General features: G+C 69.5%; 16 protein-coding genes and 1 pseudogene. 10 read left to right on the forward strand and 7 right to left on the reverse strand.

Annotated elements, in window-relative coordinates:
* Positions 1-694: pseudogene (locus MAY35_RS20925) on the forward strand (RND transporter); the annotation flags it as partial.
* Between the two features lie 95 nt (positions 695-789).
* Here MAY35_RS20925 and MAY35_RS20930 read toward each other — a convergent pair.
* Genes MAY35_RS20930 through MAY35_RS20940 form a run of 3 tightly spaced genes read right to left on the reverse strand, consistent with a single transcriptional unit; the run spans position 790 to position 3886 of the window.
* Complete coding sequence (locus MAY35_RS20930; RefSeq protein WP_238423212.1) at positions 790-1467, reverse strand: response regulator transcription factor; 678 nt, start codon at positions 1465-1467, stop codon at positions 790-792.
* On the reverse strand, positions 1464-2651 hold the full coding sequence (gene macS, locus MAY35_RS20935) for a MacS family sensor histidine kinase (RefSeq protein WP_238423213.1): 1188 nt from the start codon (positions 2649-2651) through the stop codon (positions 1464-1466). Before macS ends, MAY35_RS20930 begins: the two co-directional genes overlap by 4 nt.
* Positions 2648-3886, reverse strand: coding sequence for an AI-2E family transporter (locus MAY35_RS20940; protein WP_238423214.1), 1239 nt, complete (start codon positions 3884-3886; stop codon positions 2648-2650). Before MAY35_RS20940 ends, macS begins: the two co-directional genes overlap by 4 nt.
* Before the next feature lie 76 nt (positions 3887-3962).
* Here MAY35_RS20940 and MAY35_RS20945 point away from each other — a divergent pair, with 76 nt between their 5' ends.
* Positions 3963-5195, forward strand: a complete 1233-nt coding sequence (locus MAY35_RS20945) for a YbhN family protein (RefSeq protein WP_238423215.1) — start codon at positions 3963-3965, stop codon at positions 5193-5195.
* Positions 5196-5201: 6 nt separating this feature from the next.
* On the forward strand, positions 5202-5666 hold the full coding sequence (locus MAY35_RS20950) for a DUF3054 domain-containing protein (protein WP_238423216.1): 465 nt from the start codon (positions 5202-5204) through the stop codon (positions 5664-5666).
* Positions 5667-5670: 4 nt separating this feature from the next.
* On the opposite strand, the gene MAY35_RS20955 is transcribed toward MAY35_RS20950, so the two are convergent.
* Positions 5671-7308, reverse strand: coding sequence for an NTF2-like N-terminal transpeptidase domain-containing protein (locus MAY35_RS20955; RefSeq protein ID WP_238423217.1), 1638 nt, complete (start codon positions 7306-7308; stop codon positions 5671-5673).
* 190 nt (positions 7309-7498) lie between these two features.
* Here MAY35_RS20955 and MAY35_RS20960 point away from each other — a divergent pair, with 190 nt between their 5' ends.
* The 6 genes from MAY35_RS20960 to MAY35_RS20985 all read left to right on the forward strand — a co-directional run bounded on the left by MAY35_RS20960 (position 7499) and on the right by MAY35_RS20985 (position 12853).
* Positions 7499-8245: a pirin-like bicupin family protein gene (locus MAY35_RS20960; RefSeq protein WP_238423218.1), complete on the forward strand. Its 747-nt coding sequence runs from the start codon at positions 7499-7501 to the stop codon at positions 8243-8245.
* 61 nt (positions 8246-8306) lie between these two features.
* Positions 8307-8984, forward strand: coding sequence for a GntR family transcriptional regulator (locus MAY35_RS20965; protein ID WP_238423219.1), 678 nt, complete (start codon positions 8307-8309; stop codon positions 8982-8984).
* Positions 8985-9073: 89 nt separating this feature from the next.
* Positions 9074-10441, forward strand: a complete 1368-nt coding sequence (locus tag MAY35_RS20970) for a nucleobase:cation symporter-2 family protein (RefSeq protein ID WP_238423220.1) — start codon at positions 9074-9076, stop codon at positions 10439-10441.
* Positions 10438-11508 (forward strand): ring-opening amidohydrolase, encoded by a 1071-nt coding sequence (locus MAY35_RS20975; protein WP_238423221.1) that lies wholly within the window; start codon positions 10438-10440, stop codon positions 11506-11508. The genes MAY35_RS20970 and MAY35_RS20975 overlap by 4 nt, the downstream gene beginning before the upstream one ends.
* Positions 11505-12209, forward strand: coding sequence for a cysteine hydrolase family protein (locus MAY35_RS20980; RefSeq protein WP_238423222.1), 705 nt, complete (start codon positions 11505-11507; stop codon positions 12207-12209). Before MAY35_RS20975 ends, MAY35_RS20980 begins: the two co-directional genes overlap by 4 nt.
* A complete protein-coding gene (locus MAY35_RS20985; protein ID WP_238423223.1) occupies positions 12206-12853 on the forward strand; it encodes an alpha/beta hydrolase in 648 nt (215 codons plus the stop codon). Before MAY35_RS20980 ends, MAY35_RS20985 begins: the two co-directional genes overlap by 4 nt.
* A 9-nt stretch (positions 12854-12862) precedes the next feature.
* On the opposite strand, the gene MAY35_RS20990 is transcribed toward MAY35_RS20985, so the two are convergent.
* Both MAY35_RS20990 and MAY35_RS20995 read right to left on the reverse strand, forming a co-directional pair.
* Positions 12863-13606: a sterol desaturase family protein gene (locus MAY35_RS20990; RefSeq protein ID WP_238423224.1), complete on the reverse strand. Its 744-nt coding sequence runs from the start codon at positions 13604-13606 to the stop codon at positions 12863-12865.
* Positions 13606-14349: a FadR/GntR family transcriptional regulator gene (locus MAY35_RS20995; protein WP_238423225.1), complete on the reverse strand. Its 744-nt coding sequence runs from the start codon at positions 14347-14349 to the stop codon at positions 13606-13608. The genes MAY35_RS20990 and MAY35_RS20995 overlap by 1 nt, the downstream gene beginning before the upstream one ends.
* 92 nt (positions 14350-14441) lie before the next feature.
* Here MAY35_RS20995 and MAY35_RS21000 point away from each other — a divergent pair, with 92 nt between their 5' ends.
* Complete coding sequence (locus MAY35_RS21000) at positions 14442-14888, forward strand: pyridoxamine 5'-phosphate oxidase family protein (protein ID WP_238423226.1); 447 nt, start codon at positions 14442-14444, stop codon at positions 14886-14888.
* Between the two features lie 4 nt (positions 14889-14892).
* Here the strand turns inward: MAY35_RS21000 and MAY35_RS21005 are convergent, their stop codons facing one another.
* Positions 14893-16374, reverse strand: a complete 1482-nt coding sequence (locus MAY35_RS21005) for an NAD(P)/FAD-dependent oxidoreductase (protein ID WP_374237992.1) — start codon at positions 16372-16374, stop codon at positions 14893-14895.
* Positions 16375-16512: the final 138 nt, after the last annotated feature.

Below are 16512 nucleotides of genomic sequence, written 5' to 3' on the forward strand. Positions count from 1 at the left end.
GCACACGCCCGGTTCACCGAACGGCGCTCCGGGTCCGCAGCCCGGAGCAGGCCGCCCGGCCGGTGGTCCCGCGCCGACTCCGCCTCGTCCGGCACCGGCCCGGGTGGGCCCCACCCCGCCGCCCGCAGGCGGGCCCGCGCCCGAACCGGTCGAACGACGGCCCGTCGCCCCGTATCGTCGCCCCTCGATCCCGAAGAGCGACCGTCCGGACACCGGCGGTTGGAGTCTGGGTGAGGGCGGGATCCGTCTCGGCGACGCCGCTCCCGGCAACGACGAGCGTCCCGCCCGCGGCCCCGAACCGGCGCCCCGCCCGGCGCCCGCACCGGCCCGTTCGGCTGCGGAAACCGCTGCTGGACAACGGTCCCCGTTGGGCCGTCGACCGGCACTCGACGAGACCGGACGCCGCCCGCTCGCCGCGTCGGTGAGCCCGGAGACCTCCACACCGTCGTCGCGCGGTCGTCGGGTCGCCGGTCCCTCGCCGATGGAGCGCGGACTGAGCTCCGACGCGACGCCTGCCGCCGCTCCGCGGCCGGACACCGGACCCACGTCCGGCGAGCAGGACGCCCGTTCGGCCGACGACTCCACCCGCCGCCGGCGTCCCCGCACCGATCGTCACGCGCGTTCCGATGACACCGGCGACGACGGACAGATCAGCGTCCAGGAACTGCTGAAGCGCAGCCGCTCACAGAAGTAAGCGGTCTCCGCTCACGAAGTCCGTTCCCGCTCACCCGATTTCGGTGAGCGGGAACGTATTCTGTGAGCCAGACCCCTTGCCCTGCCGGCGGTACCTCAGTCCTCCTCCAGCCCGTGCTCGATGACGTAGCGCGTCAGCTCCACCCGGTTGCCGAGCTGGAGTTTGCGGAGGGTTGCCTGGACATGGTTCTCGACCGTCCGGTGGCTCAGATCGAGTCGTCGGGCGATCTGTTTGGCGCTCAACCCCTTCGCGACGAGTCGGAGCACTTCGGTCTCCCGGTCGGTGAGCACCGGCGCGGCGGGGGTGGTGTCGGGCTGCTGCGACATCCGGCGGTACTCGCCGAGCACGAGCCCGGCGAGTCCGGGGGTGAACACCGCCTGTCCGTCCGCGGTGGCCCGCACCGCGTCGACGAGTTCTTCACGCGACGAGGACTTCACGAGATAACCGCTCGCACCGGCCTTCACGGCCTCGAGAACGTCGTCGCGCTCCCCCGACGCCGAGAGCACCAGGATGCGGGTGCGCGGCGACACCTCGAGGACGGCGGCGGTCGCCTCGGTCCCGGTGCCGTCGGGGAGTTGCATGTCCATCAGGACGACGTCCGGGGTGACGGCCGCGGCGCGCCGACCCGCACTGCCCACCCCGTCCGCGGTGGCCACGACGTCGAAACCTTCCTCGGCGAGGTCGCGGGCCACGGCCTCACGCCAGATCGGATGATCGTCGACGACCATGATCCGCAAGGGCGTAGCGGCCCCGTCACTCCGGTCTGCACTCATGTCCTCGGCTCCCCTCGGCCGTCGTTCTCGTTTCGCGGAACGGTGAACTCCCACTCCGTGCCCGCTCCTGGTTCGGTGTCGAGTGTGGCTGTGCCGCCCAGTGATTCGATGCGGCCCACGATGGACTTCGACACCCCGACCCGCCCCTGCGCCACCGCCTGGGCGAGTCGGCCCTCGGCTATCCCGATCCCGTCGTCGCGCACGCTCACCACCACATCATCGCCCAGATCCTCCACGAGGATGTAGGCCCGCGCGTCCGGCCCGGCGTGATGCCGGACGTTGTCGAGGGCGTTGACGACCGCGGCACGGATCTCCGCTGCGACGTGCGCCGAGACCGTGACCGGCAAGGCCGGGGCACTGACCGAGACCCGGCCGTCGGCCAGGGCGCGCAGCGTGGCGGCGAGGTCGGCGCACGAGGACACGACGGGAATCATGTCGACGGGTTCGTCGACATCGGAGATGAGACGACGCAGGGCGCGCTCCTGTTCGGCGGCCAGCGACGCGAGTTCGCTTGTTGCACCTCCGATCTCGCGACCTCGACGGGCGATGAGGGCCAGCACCTGCAGCACCCCGTCGTGCACCTCGCGCGACAGCCGTTCCCGTTCTTCGGCCGCGGCGGCGATCCGCGCGGCGCGGGACAGTTGCTCGTGCGACCTGCGTGCATTCGCGGCAGCGAGCCCCACCGCCATCCCGGTCGCCACGATCACGATGATCGTCGCGTTGCGCCCGAAGTCGAGGTTGAGCTCACCCTTCACGAACGTGCTCGTCCCGCCGACGATCAGCCCCGCCACGATGCCACCGACCGGGCCCGCGAGGATCGCGACGGAGATGACGGCGTTGGTCGCCCACAGGGTGGTGGGCCAGGTCTGGTTGTTCCAGGCCCATTCGGCGCCCGCGACATACGACGTCGAGAGCATCAGCACGCAGACCACCACCACCTCGGCGCCCACCCAGTAGACGGTGCGCGCGAAGCCGACGAAGTATCCGATCCCGCTGGCCAGGGTCCACGCCGACAACACACCGAACAGTGCCCATGCGACCCCGCCCCGGTCCAGGTCCGGGTTGACCGCGATCTGGAAACCCAGCGCGTACAGGTAGGAGAGCAGGCGGAAGATCTGCGCTCCGCGCCAGAGCGGCCCGACCGGGTCGTTGTCGACGGCCCGCGCCATCGGGTCCGGGGTCATGGACGTCGATCCCCGTCCGGCTCCTGCTCTCCCGGCCCCTCCCCCTCGACGAGGGCCTCGGCCGCGGCGTCGGGATCGTCGGTGTCCCAGACGGGCGGGTCCGGTTCGGTGACCGGCCTGTCGCGATCGTCATCGTCGTCGACGTGCCCCCGGAGGCGCCGGATGACCGTATTGAGGAACGCGATCAGCGGCACGGCGAGCAGGCCACCGATGATGCCTGCCGAGACCAGCCCGGCCGCGATCCCGAGGACCACCGCCACCGGGTGCAGACGTACCGATCGGCCGAGCAGGAACGGCTGCAGCACATGGCTTTCGATCTGCATCACGCCGACGACGATGGCGAGGGCGACGACGGCCGCGATCCAGCCCTGGGTGACCAGGGCGACGAGCACCGCCAGCGAACCGGTGACGAGGGCGCCGACGATCGGGATGAACGCACCGAGGAACACCAGCGACGCCAACGGAAGCGCAAGCGGCACTTGCAGGATGGCGAGACCGATACCGATGCCGCAGGCGTCGACGAAGGCCACCGCGACGGTCGCCCGGACGTAACCGACGAGCGTCCCGAACCCAGCGATCCCCGCTTCCCACACCCGATTCCGGTTCGCCTCCGGGATGAGCTTGACCGAGAACTGCCAGATCTGCCCCCCGCCGTAGAGGAAGAAGATCAGCAGGAACAGGGTCAGCAATGCACCCGTGACGATCTCGGTGGCCGTGGTGGCCGTGGCCAGGGCGCCGCTGGTGACCCGGTCCTGGTTGTGCTGGATGAAGTCGAGTGTGTCGGTGCCGAGGTTGCGCACCTGTTCTCGATCGAGCCCCAGGGGTCCGTTGATGAGCCATTCCCTGGTCTTCTCGACGGTCACCCGTACCTGTTCCGCGAGTTCGGGAACGCCGTCGATGAACTCGCGGACCACGAACGTCATGACGGCCGCGAGCAGGCCGATCGCCACGACGAGGTTGATGATCACCGCCAGGGACCTGGGCACCCCGCGCCGGTCGAGTGCGTCGACGCCGGGAACGAGCATGGCCGAGATGAGAATGGCGAGCGCGACCGGGACGAGCACTTCCTCGAACTCGACGAACATCCTGGCCGCGACGTATCCCACGGCGAGGATCAGCAGCAATCGCCACGACCACTCGGCCGCTGCACGCACCTGCGGGTGGACCTTCGCCCGGTCGATGGACGCGAGGTCACGCGCCTCACGCGGCCGGTCGGCTCGTTCGGCTTCGCTCACGCAAGCAACACTAGACAGTGCGCGTACCCGATGGGGGTGGTCATGCGCGACGGCCCCCTACCCTAGGGTGGCACGTATGTCGACGGAGGATGTGGGCTCGCCGGGGGGCGCGACAGCTCCGGCCACGCGTCCCCGTTTCTGGTGGGTCCGGTGGGTTCTCCTCACCGTCGTCCTGATCATCCTCACCGTCGAGATCGTCCTGATCTGGCCCGAGCTCAAGGGCGCCTGGCTCCGTATCGGAGAGATCGAGTGGGGCTGGGTGGCGGCCTGTCTCGTCGCCGCGATGCTCTCGATGGACAGTTTTGCGCAGGTCCAGCGGGCGCTGCTGCGTTCGGCGGGGGTTCGCGTCACCCAGTGGAAGTCGCTGTCGGTCATCCTTGCAGCCAACTCGCTGAGCCAGACGATGCCCGGCGGGCAGGTCCTCGCACCGGCCTTCACCTACCGCGAGACACGTAAGTGGGGTGCGACGCCCGTCATCGCGTCGTGGCAGGTCGTCATGTCGGGCCTGCTCGCCGGTATCGGGCTGGCCGTCCTCGGATTCGGCGGCGCGTTGCTCGCCGGCGCGAAGACCAGCCCGTTCTCCGTCGTGTTCTCGGTGGCCGGTTTCCTGGCCGTCGCGATCGTGCTCCAGTATCTGGCCAGCCACCCGGAGTCGTTGAAGAGCACCGGCATCCGCGTGCTCGGTTGGGTCAACCAGCTTCGCAACAAGCCCGAGACCCACGGCACCGAACGCCTCTTCGAAACCCTCGAGCAGCTCCGGGCGGTCCAGCTCGGCAAGCGCGACACGTCGGTCGCATTCGGGTGGAGCCTGTTCAACTGGGTCGCCGACGTCGGGTGCCTGATGTTCGCGTGCTGGGCCGTCGACGCCCATCCGAGCATCTCCGGACTGATGGTGGCCTACGCGGCGGGCAAGGCCGTGGGATCGGCCATCCCGCTGCTCCCGGGCGGCATCGGCGTCGTCGACGCCGTCCTCGTCCCCGCTCTCACCAGTGCGGGGATGCCGGCGGCGGACGCCATCACCGCCGTCCTGATCTACCGTCTCATCAGCTACGTCATCGTCGCGGCGATCGGCTGGGGCGTCATCGGCATCATGTTCCGGAGTCGCATCAAGCGCGACGACACGTTCATCGACGAGGTCGAGAAGGACGCCGAGGCAGCCGAGGCCGAACAGGATCCGCGACCCCAGCAGCGCGGGCCGGCCCCGCCGCTCGACACCCACTCCCGGGCCGATCCGCCCTCCGGGCGACCCGGCCAAGCCGAAACCCCTCACACGTCCGACACCGATCCGCCGTCGGACCCGGTACGGTAATCCACCATGCTGAGCTCGAACATGGCCGAGGGCTCCGAGACGGCCGAGGCGGGGACGTCCCCGGCCCGCGGAACCGCCACCGGGCCTGTCGCGGCGCTGTTCGACGCCGTGGCGATCACCGTCTTCGTCCTCATCGGACGCGCCAGCCACGAAGAGGGATACGCGCCGGTCTCCGTGCTGCACACCCTGTGGCCGTTCCTCATCGGCTGTGCCGCGGGATGGTCCATCACCTATGTCTACGCACACGTCCGGTCGAGCGACTTCTTCGGCCACGACTTCCGGCCCGACCGTGTGGTCCCGGTGGGCATCGTCGTGTGGTTCTGCACGGTCACCGTCGCGATGATCCTGCGCTTCATCCTCAGTCAGGGCGTCGCGGTGAGCTTCGTGATCGTCGCCACCGTTGTGCTGGCGCTCTTCCTCCTCGGTTGGCGAGCCGTCTTCGCGATGCTCGGACGCCGCGCTTCGGCGTGAGCCGCTACTTGATCGTGAAGTACTTCTGGGCGACCTGCAGCGCCGCGGTGCCCGACTTCGGGCCCTCGGTGTAGATCACGACGACCTGACCGCCCTGGAGACCCACGAACCATCCCGGCCCCTCGGGCCCGTTGGTTCCGACGAGGGCCCGCAGACCGGGCGCGCGCCTGAGGTCACTCGCGTCGCCGGTCGCCGCGGTCGCGGTCATGGCCCCGAGCACCGGCTTCACGATCGCGGGATCCAGGCCACCGAGATCACCGCCCGAGACCTTGGTCGGCACGTTCTTGAGCACATGGGGCGGGACCGACGACGCCTGCCCGGCAGCACTGCGCGCCATCGCCACCCCCAGCGCGGCCATGTTCGTCATCGACAACGTGTTCTGGCCGGGGCGGAAGTCGATGGTCGAGATGCCGGGACTCGTGGGTGTCGGAACACTCGCGCCGGGGACGGTGAACTGCACGCCGAGGCCCAGACGGTCGAGCAACTCGTCGGCCCGTTCGGGTTGCGGTCCGGCCGCGCGTCCGACCGCGTCGAACACCGGATTCAGCGTCGACCCGACGGGATAGGGCTGGTCGATGTCGATGCCGCGGTCGATGGCGTAGGAGTTCTGCGCCATGCCGAGGATCGCACCGGTCTGGGCGTCGAGCGTCAGGATGGTCGCGGGTTGACCGACCTCGACCGCGGCGTCGCCCAGCGTGAGCTGCACGCCCTGGTCGACGGTCGAGAGTACGTCGGGTCCGGGCGGGCCCTGTTCGCCGGCGAGTCGTCGGGGTGCACTACCCGGTCCGACCATCTCGACCTGCCAGCCGGCGGTGGCGTCGCGGATGGCCTGCCAGTAGTTGGTGATCCCGTCCTCCAGCGGCGAGGAGAGTCTGCGGTCGGCCATCACGAGCTGATCGGAGCGGTTGACGCTGACCCCGGGCACGCGGCGCGGGTCACCCGCGAGAACCTGCATGTCGGAATCCCGCAGGCCGACGGCGGTGATCGCCTTGCCGGGGGTCGCGCCCAGCTTCTCCTTGATGACCTGCGCGGTGATCAGGGGCGCGATCGGTGCGATGACGCCCGCCAGGGCCCGCGCCGACGCGTCGACGTCGCCGGTCCGGGTGGGGTCGAGCACGATCTCGTTCACCGGCTGCGCGTACATGAACACGCGGCCGGTGCGGCTGCGCACGGTGGGAGCCGGTGTGGCGTCGGTGCGGATCTCGCGCAGGTTGCCGCCCGCGGGCAGACCGGGGTGCAGGATGGCCGGATCCCAGGTCACCTTCCAGCCCGACGACAGCTTGCGCGCCGTGCCGCCGCTGGTGGACTCGTAGACGCGATCCTTGTCCCACTTCCACGTGGTGGTGACCGAGAACGTGGCGGTTCCGTCGCTGTACTCGACGGGGTTCTCGACGTCGACGTCGACCTGCTGCGCCGACATCTGTTTCAGGGTGGTGGTGAGACTGTTGCCGGCCTGTCCCGGCGCGGTCGTGAACTCGGCCGCTCCACCCGCGTCCTGGCGGCTGAGAGCGGCGGCGAATGCGTCGATGGCGGCGGCGGCACCCGTGTGCGACGAACCGGCGAATCCACACGAGCTCACCATGACCGCACACGAGACCGCGGCACAAGCGGCTGTCGTTGCGCGCTTGACCCAGATCTTCATGACAACAATCTTCACTCTTGTCACACCCGAAATCGATGCCGCCAGCTTCCATTCGGGGATCAAGCCGGTCACGAACTCATCTCGCCGGAGGGACCTTTGACACCGCGACGCATGCGGAATGGCCGTTCGACGCCGACGTGCGGAGGCCGGCCCGTCCGCCCCCACCCTGCCGGACTGCGATGATGGGCGCATGGCTTTCACGGTGATCCGGAGCAACGATCGTGCCCTCACGAGCACCGAATGGTTGAGCTCGCGTCACTGCTTCTCCTTCGGCGACCACTACGACCCGTCGAACACTCATTTCGGTTCGTTGCTGGCGGTCAACGAGGAGCTCGTGGCTCCCGGCGAGGGCTTCGATCTGCACACGCACCGCGAGAGCGAGATCGTCACGTGGGTGGTGTCGGGGACCCTGGTCCACCGCGACTCGGCCGGACATTCCGGGGTGCTGCGCCGCGGACTGGTGCAGCGGATGAGCGCGGGCACGGGCGTCGAGCACTCCGAACGCAACGACCCCTGGCCGGGGCTGGCCGGCGCCGGGACCGAACCGGTTCGCTACATCCAGATGTGGGTCATGCCCGACCGCCACGGTCTCGACCCGAGTTACGCCCAGGCCGACATCGGGCCGCGTCTGGACGCCGGCGGACTCGTGCCGGTCGCGTCCGGCGATCCCGATCGCGCAGCGGCGATCCCCATCGCCAACTCGGGTGCGACGCTCTACGCCGCCCGGCTCGCAGCCGGGAGCACAGTCGACGTGCCCGCATCCCGGTACACGCACCTGTTCGTCGTCGACGGCGCGATCCGCGTGGCATCCGACGCGATCACACTCGAGACCGGCGACGCACTGCGCGGCGTCGACGCCGGCGCCCTCCCGATCCTGGCCGACGAGCCGTCCGAGGTGCTGGTGTGGACGATGGCGAGCGGCCTCGGCGGCGCCTGAGGCGCCCACCGGGGCGCGGCCGGAGCGTCGGTTCGTCGATTGCGCGCCTATCCTGACTCCGGTGAGGCCCGAACCCGAGACGCCCGACCCCGCATTGTCCGTGCGGACCATCACCGTGCCGGCGACGAGGGACGCGATCGCCGCCGCGATCCGCGACGACGTACTCGACGGCCGGCTCGCCCCCGGCGACCGCCTGCCCGAGCCCATGCTCGCCGAGCGCTTCGGGGTGTCGCGGGTGCCCGTGCGAGAGGCGTTGTCCCAGCTGCAGAGTGAGGGGTTCGTCAATCTCGAGCGATACAAGGGGGCGACGGTCTCCGGCGCGTCCCGTACCGATGCGCTCGAAGTGATGCAGGTACGTCGCGGCCTCGAGGTCTTCGGCGCCCAACTCGCCGCGGAGCGCCGCGGCGGCGAGTACGCCGAACAGCTACGCGCGATCACGGAGTCGGGGACCGCCGCCGAGCAGTCCCGTCGACATGACGCGGTCCCGCCCCTGGTGATGCAGTTCCACGCGCTGGTCGCCGCGGCGTCGGGCAACGGCGAACTCGCCAGAACACTCGACCGCACGCTACGACGCATCGCCTGGGTCTTCGACCGGGAGGTCGCCGCCCGCGCCGACGGGTGCTGGCGCGACCACACCGCCATCGCCGGCGCCATCCTCGACGGCTCCCCGGTTCAGGCCGGGTATCTCATGGACGAGCACGTGCGCAAGGACGAGGATCTGGTGCGCGCGTTGCTGTGAACCGGTTTTCGTATACGACCTTGGCGCGTTTAACGAGTAGGTAACGCAACCTAACGTCCCGGACACGCAGAACGTATACGAATTACGGCATGCACAAACTCGTCAGAGCCCGCGCCGGCACACTCGGCGTCACCGGGTGGTGGCGCACCGGTGTCTTCGGTGCCCAGCACGTCATCGTCATGTACACCGGCTGCGTCACCGTTCCCCTGGTCTTCGGCGCCGCCCTCGGCCTCGACCGGCAGACCATCGGCATGCTCGTCAACGCCGACCTGTTGATCGCCGGCATCGTGACCATCATCCAGGCTGCGGGCATCGGGAAGTTCCTGGGTGCCCGCATGCCGGTGGTCGCAGGCGCATCGTTCACCGCGGTCACGCCGATGATCCTCATCGGCCAGGAGTACGGCCTCAACGCGGTCTACGGCTCGATGATCGGCGCGGGCGTGTTCGCCATCCTGATGGCGGTCCCGTTCTCGAAGCTGCTGCGCTTCTTCCCACCCGCGGTCCGCGGCGCCGCGGTCACGATGATCGGCCTCTCGCTCATCGGCAAGGCCGTGTCCATGATCTTCGACGACGAGCCCGCCGACGGGACCCGGCTGTCCCTGGCCCTCGGCATCGTCATCGTGGTGGTCGCGCTGATGCGCTACGGAACCGGATTCCTGCGTCAGGCAGCGGTTCTCATCGCCCTGGTGCTGGGCACCGGTGCCGCCGCAGCGATGTCGCTGACCGACTTCTCCGGGGTCGGCGGCGCCGCGTGGTTCGGCGTCCCCGAGCCGTTCTTCTTCGGCGCCCCGACCTTCCCCCTCGCCGGCATCATCTCGATGAGCATCGTGATGATCGTCATCTTCATCGAGTCCACGGCGTACATGATGGCGATCTCGGAGACCACCGGAATCGACGCCGACCCGCCACGCATCGCCCGCGGCCTCGCCGCCGACGGCGTCTCCGCGGTTCTCGCCGGCGCGTGGACCTCGTTCCCGGACACCATCTTCGCGCAGAACGTCAGCCTCGTCCGGCTCACGAAGGTGACGAGCCGGACGGTGGTCGTCGTCGCGGGGGCGATCCTGATCGTCCTCGCCGTGATCCCGAAGCTCGGCGAGACCATCGCCAGCCTGCCCGGTGCCGTCATCGGCTCGGTGAGCCTGGTGATGTTCGCGACGGTCGCCGGAACCGGTATCGCCACTCTGTCCAAGGTCGACTACCGCGACAACGACAACCTGCTGATCGTGTCCCTCGCGCTGGGGGCGGGCATGATCCCGGTCGTCGCGAAGGACGTGTACAGCAACTTCCCGGCCGAGGTGCAGATCATCTTCGGCAACGCGATCAACAGCGCGGTGATCACCGCCTTCGTGCTGAACCTCTTCTTCCATCATCTGCCCGGCCGCAAGCGTTCCGACCGGGGCGGTCGCACCGATCCGCCCACGGCGGACCCCATCACCGACAAGGAGACCGTGGCGTGACCGGCGTACGACTGCTGACCGTCCCCACCACCGGACCAGACGACACAGCCGCACTGGACATGTTGGCCGAGAACGGATCGTCGATCGACGACGTCCTCGCCGTGGTCGGCAAGACCGAGGGCAACGGTTGCGTCAACGATTTCAGCCGGACCCTGGCCGCGGCTGCCTGGGGACCACGACTGACCGATGACGCGATCACGGTGTTCTCCGGTGGAACCGAAGGTGTTCTCGCACCGCACGTGAACCTGCTCGTCGCCGACGACTCCCGCGACCCCCGCCACGACCGGGGCCTCGTCGCGGCCGTCGGGACCACCCCGGTGATCCCGCTCGAGGAACTGGGGCGTGCCGGTCAGTGCGAAGCGGTCCGGGACACCGTCGCCAAACTCCTCGTCGATCTCGGCATCGGTTCGGACGACGTGCACCTGGTGCTCGTCAAATGCCCCCTGCTCACCTCGACCGACATCGCCGGATTGCGTAGCCGCGGTGTCGAACCCGTCAGCGACGACACCTATGAGTCGATGGCGCGCTCGCGTGCGGCCAGTTCTCTGGGCGTCGCCGCGGCACTGGGCGAGATCGACGACGACACGGCGCAGGCGGCGCTGCTGGGTCTGCGTCAGGCGTGGTCCAACCGGGCATCGGCCAGCGCCGGCGCCGAACTGGACACCTGCCACGTCCTGGTCCTCGGCGAGAGCCCGGCGGCGTCGAACCCGTTGCGGGCGTTGCACACCGAGATGACCGACGCCTATGACCTCGCCGCGCTGCAGGACGCTGCTGCCGTCGTCGCCCGCGCGGGCGGCCGGATCCGGCAGTTGTTCGTCAAGGCCGAGTCCGATCCCACGGGGACCATCCGGGGGCTGCGTCACACCATGCTCACCGACTCCGACATCAACGCCACCCGTCACGCACGGGCCGCGGTCGGCGCGCTCGCCGCCGCGGTCAAGGGCGACGGAGCCGTGTACGTCTCCGGCGGAGCCGAACACCAGGGCCGCCCCGGCGGCGGCAGCGTCACCGTCGTCTACGAGGTCGAGCCCCCGACCGACACCCCGAATCCAGGAGCACTCCGATGACCCCCACCGTCGACGCCCACCCCTATGCCTGGCCCTACGACGGCACACTCGACGTCCGGCGCACCGCCCTGTTGCTGATCGACTGGCAGGTCGACTTCTGCGGTCCGGGTGGATATGTCGACTCGATGGGATACGACCTGTCGTTGACCAGAGTCGGGCTCGCGCCGACCGCGACGGTCCTGGATGCCTGCCGAGACGCCGGGATGCTGGTCGTGCACACCCGCGAAGGTCATCGACCCGACCTCACCGACCTGCCGGCCAACAAACGCTGGCGATCGGCTCGCGCCGGCGCCGAGATCGGTTCGACCGGACCCTGCGGCCGGATCCTCGTCCGCGGCGAGCCCGGGTGGGAGATCGTTCCCGAGGTCGCTCCCCTTCCGGGCGAGCCCATCATCGACAAACCCGGCAAAGGCGCGTTCTATGCCACCGATCTCGACCTGATCCTGCGGGCGGCCGGGATCACCCACCTGATCCTCACCGGGATCACCACCGACGTCTGCGTCCACACCACGATGCGCGAGGCGAACGACCGCGGATTCGAGTGCCTGGTGCTGTCGGACTGCACGGGGGCGACCGACCACGATCACCACCTGGCCGCACTGAGCATGATCGCTATGCAGGGCGGGGTCTTCGGGGCGACGGCGACGTCGGCGCAGCTGATGCGCACCCTCGACTCGGTCACCGCGACAGTCGGCTCGTGACGGCACCGCGGCGCGCGGTCCTGGTCTGCGGCGTGGCCACCGACCCACCGGTGTGGGATTCGACGGCCCGCGCCCTCGTCGCGGCGGGTTTCGATGTCGACGTGCCCGTCCGCCCCCAATCCGGTTGCCTGGACACCGAAGTCGGGTTCCTCGCGCCCCTGTGCCAAGGGGCGTTGGTCCTCGGCGTGAGCGGGGGCGCCACGCTCGGCCTCGAATTGGCCGCCCGCGGCGTCGAGATGGCGATGGCCGTTCTGCACGAACCGGCCGCCGGATCACTCGCGCCGGGCCTGCTCGACCACGTCGTGGACGGGTTCCGGCAGTCCGGCGTCCCGGGTTTCGGGCGGGCGCTCTACGGCCCGGGCTGGAGCGCGGAGATGACGTCGGCCGACATAGCTGTCGTAGCACGAGAACTCGCGATGTTCCGCGCGTTCGAGCCCCGGAAACCACTCATCGACGCCGCGTCGGTGACCGTCACGGTGGGTGAGCGGTCGTCGGCCGCACGGCACGCATCGGTCGACGCCGTCGCCGATCGGTGCGGGTTCCGCCGACGCGTACTCGACGGGACGTCGCACGCGGCGCACCTGGACCACGCGTTCGGACCCCTGATCGACGAGCTGGCGTCGACACATCGTGCCGCCCGGTGAAAGACCGCCTCAGTTCCTGACCGCCGGGCGGTCCCGCAGTGCGTGCAGGTCCTTGGCGGTCGGCGACTTCTCGACCGATTCGGGGTCGGGGTAGGTGTGCAGCAGGCGGTCGACGGTGCCCGCGGTGGTGACGGCGAACCAGTAGTGCTCATTGCGGTAGTGGTGGAACCGGTGATTGCGCCACAGCCTGCGGTAGAACGCGTGCCGGGGACGGTAGTCGGAGTGGATCAGGTAGTGCGTCCACTCGTACACCAGCCCGATCGCCGCCAGCACCGTCATGAAGGTCAGTCCGCGTTGGGGACTGGCGAACACCACGAGGCCCACTGCGACGGCCACGAGCACCACCGTTACCAGAACCTGCCACGGAATGAAGACCAGCGGGATGTCCCGCGGATCCGAGTGGTGCTCACGATGTTTGCGGGCGACGAGGGGGTCGATCGTGACCGGCCCGAGCCGCTTGGGTCGCCAATGCAGGACGAAGACGTGGATCAGCCACTCCACCGCCGGGAAACTCGCGATCATCACCACGGGCACGAGGAGATCGGCGATCCCCCAGTCACCCAACCACGTCCGCGCGGCCAGCGCGATCGAGAAGAACCCGAACATGATCCAGGGCGACGGGTGCCGGAGGAACTCGGCGAACGCGGCACGCAGGGTCATCGACCGGCGTGACCTCATGCGGCGTTCCTCGGCGGCGACCTGCCGTCGCGCCCTGTTGTCGATGCGCTCGGCGTCGAGGTCGTCGGTGGACATCAGTTTCCCTCTCCTGCTGTGGTTTCTGCTGCTTGGAGTGCCTGACAGAGTTCGAGCAACGCGGCCGTGGCGGGTGCGAGCAGGTCACGGGCAGCACTCTCCGCACGCCCGGCGTCGTGCGCCGCGATGGCCGTGACGAGAGCCCGGTAACCCGCGATGTTCCCGACTTCGGGCTCCAGGACCGCCGCGAGCGCGGGGACCGCCGGCTCATACGCGGCGCGCAGCGAGTTGTACATGAGCCGGAACGCGATCGAGTCGGCCGCGTCGATGACCGTGCTCCAGAACTCCAGCGCCACGACCTGCTGTCCGACGGGATTGGGTTCGGCCGCCAACTCGGTGACCACCGTCTCGAGTCGCGCGAGGTGCCCGTCGTCGGCTCGTTGCGCTGCCAGTCGGGCGACATCCGGCCCGATCGCCGCCCGCGCCTCGACGATCGAACGGGCCACCCCGGGTACCAGCGCGCCGCCCCGGATCAGCAGGCGCGGAAGCAGATCGAGACCGCCCGAGCGGGCGATGTCCTGAACCCGCGCACCGTCGCCTTGACGAATGGTGACCAGACCCGCGGCGGCCACACGCTTGAGGGCTTCGCGCACGGTCGGCCGGGAGACACCGAGGATGCGGGCGAGCTCCCGCTCACTGGGCAGCGCCTCACCCGCCGACAGATCACCCGAGAGCACGCCCTCGACGATCTGATCGAACACGATCTCGGGTGCGGTCTGCTGCGACACGGGCTCGAACGGCATGCGGCGACGGTAACGCCGACCGGACTGGTGGTCAAGTGGTCAGACCAATCCTCCGTGAGGAATGTTCCGCCGACCAACGGGTTGTACCGACCATGAGCGACACCGACGCGCCCCGAACGGACACCCTCGACGCCGACGACCTCGACTTCCTGGCCCGCCCCCTGCTCGGCTTCTTCTCGACGGCGTCCGGCCCGACACCCCCACAGCCACGACCGGTCTGGTTCGAGGCCACTGACGATGGTGAGATCCAGATCTTCACCGGCCCCAAGTCGTTGAAGGTCCGTCGTCTCGACACCGACCCGCGCGCCTCCATCGTCGTCGCGACACCGGTCGAGGAGCGCGAACGCTGGATCTCCGTTGCCGGCCCAGCCAGAGTCGAGACCGACGGCGCGGCCGCCCGTGAACTCGCGGCCCGGCTCGCCGACCGCTACTGGGACCTCGACGACCCTTCCCGCGCACAAGATCTCGCTGAGATCCTCGCCGATGAATGGGTGCGGATCGTCATCCGGCCCGAGAAGATCCGGCGCCTCAGTTTCTGACCGGTCACCTCAACTGATCGAGGAGGCGCAGCCACACCTCGCTGACCGTCGGATACGACGGAACCGCGTGCCACAACCGCGACAACGGGACCTCGCCGACGATCGCCACCGTCGCCGAATGGACGAGATCGGCGGTCTGCGCACCCACGAAGGTGGCGCCGACGAGAACGTCGCGCTTCGCGTCGACGACGAGACACGCGTGCCCGGAGTAGTCGGCGTCGACGAGGTACGAGCCGGCGACCGAGATGTCGCCGTCGGCGACCCGTACATCGACACCGCTGTCTCTCGCCTGCTTCTCGGTCACCCCCACCGAAGCGACCCCCGGTCGGGTGAACACCACCTGCGGGACCGCACCGTGGTCGGCGCTCGCGACGAACCGGGGATCGTCGAGCGCTCGTCCCTCCGCGCGTGCGGCGATGACATCGCCCGCCACGCGCGCCTGGTATTTGCCCATGTGGGTCAACGCGTTCCGGCCGTTGACGTCCCCGACCGCGTACAACCACGGGCGGTCCGCAACGGTCAGCTGATCGTCCACGCGGATCGGACCACCCGGTTCGAGTTCCACCGTCTCCAGACCGAGATCGCCTGTGGCCGGCGACCTTCCAGCGGCCACCAGGATCTCGTCGACGACGACATCCCCAGCGCCGTCCCCGGCGAGATGCACGGTGGCCGGACCTCCGTGGATGCGGCCGTAACCGGTGTGCGCGGCGTCGGGACGGTCCACGGACTCGATGGTGGTTCCGAAACGGATGTCGGCCCCGCGAGCCCGCAATGCGTCTGCGACCCGTTGCGAGACGAACGGTTCCATCTTCGGCAGCAACCGATCACCCCGGATGGCCATCACCACCTCGCGGGCGCCGAGGTCGAGCAACCAGGTGACCGCCTCGCAGGCCACGACACCGCCCCCGAGAACCAGGACACGGTCCGGGATCTCGACGACGTTCGTCGCATCGCGGGATGTCCACGGGTTCGCCTCGACGAGCCCGGGTGTGGACGGGATCGACGCCGTGCTGCCGGTCGCCACGACCACCGCGTGCCGGGCGGTGACCACGGTGTCGCCGACGGTCACCTGTCGTTCGCCGGAGATCCGGCCGTGCCCGCGGAGTACGTGGATTCCGGCGCCCTCGGCCCAGCGAACCTGACCGGCGTCATCATGACCCAGACCGCCATGACCGGGGCCGGATTCATCGCGGCTCGTCACGGTGTCCCGCCAACCGAGTACCGCGGCCGGGTCGGGTCGCTCCCCGCTCACCCGTTCCCGCGCCCCCGCCAGCGCGCGGGCGCTCGCGAGCGCAGCCCCCGGACCCAGCAGCGCCTTGCTCGGCATACACGCCCAATACGAGCACTCACCGCCCATCAACTCGTGCTCGATCACGACCGCCGTGCGATCGCTCCCCCGGATCGCGTAGTCGGCGACGTTCTCGCCGACCGGACCGCCACCGATCACGACGACGTCATAGGTGCGGTCCATTGGTTCAGCGTCCATTGGTTCAGCGTCCACTGGTTCGGCGTCCATTGGTTCAGCGTAGGTCGAGTGCCGCCGCGGTGACGGGGATCGGCCCTGCTCCCCAAGGTGCGGATGACAGCTGCGCTGGTTGTGGTGAACTGCGCTAGCCGTAACCAG

The organism is Gordonia sp. 'Campus' (assembly GCF_022206305.1).
Lineage (GTDB): Bacteria > Actinomycetota > Actinomycetes > Mycobacteriales > Mycobacteriaceae > Gordonia.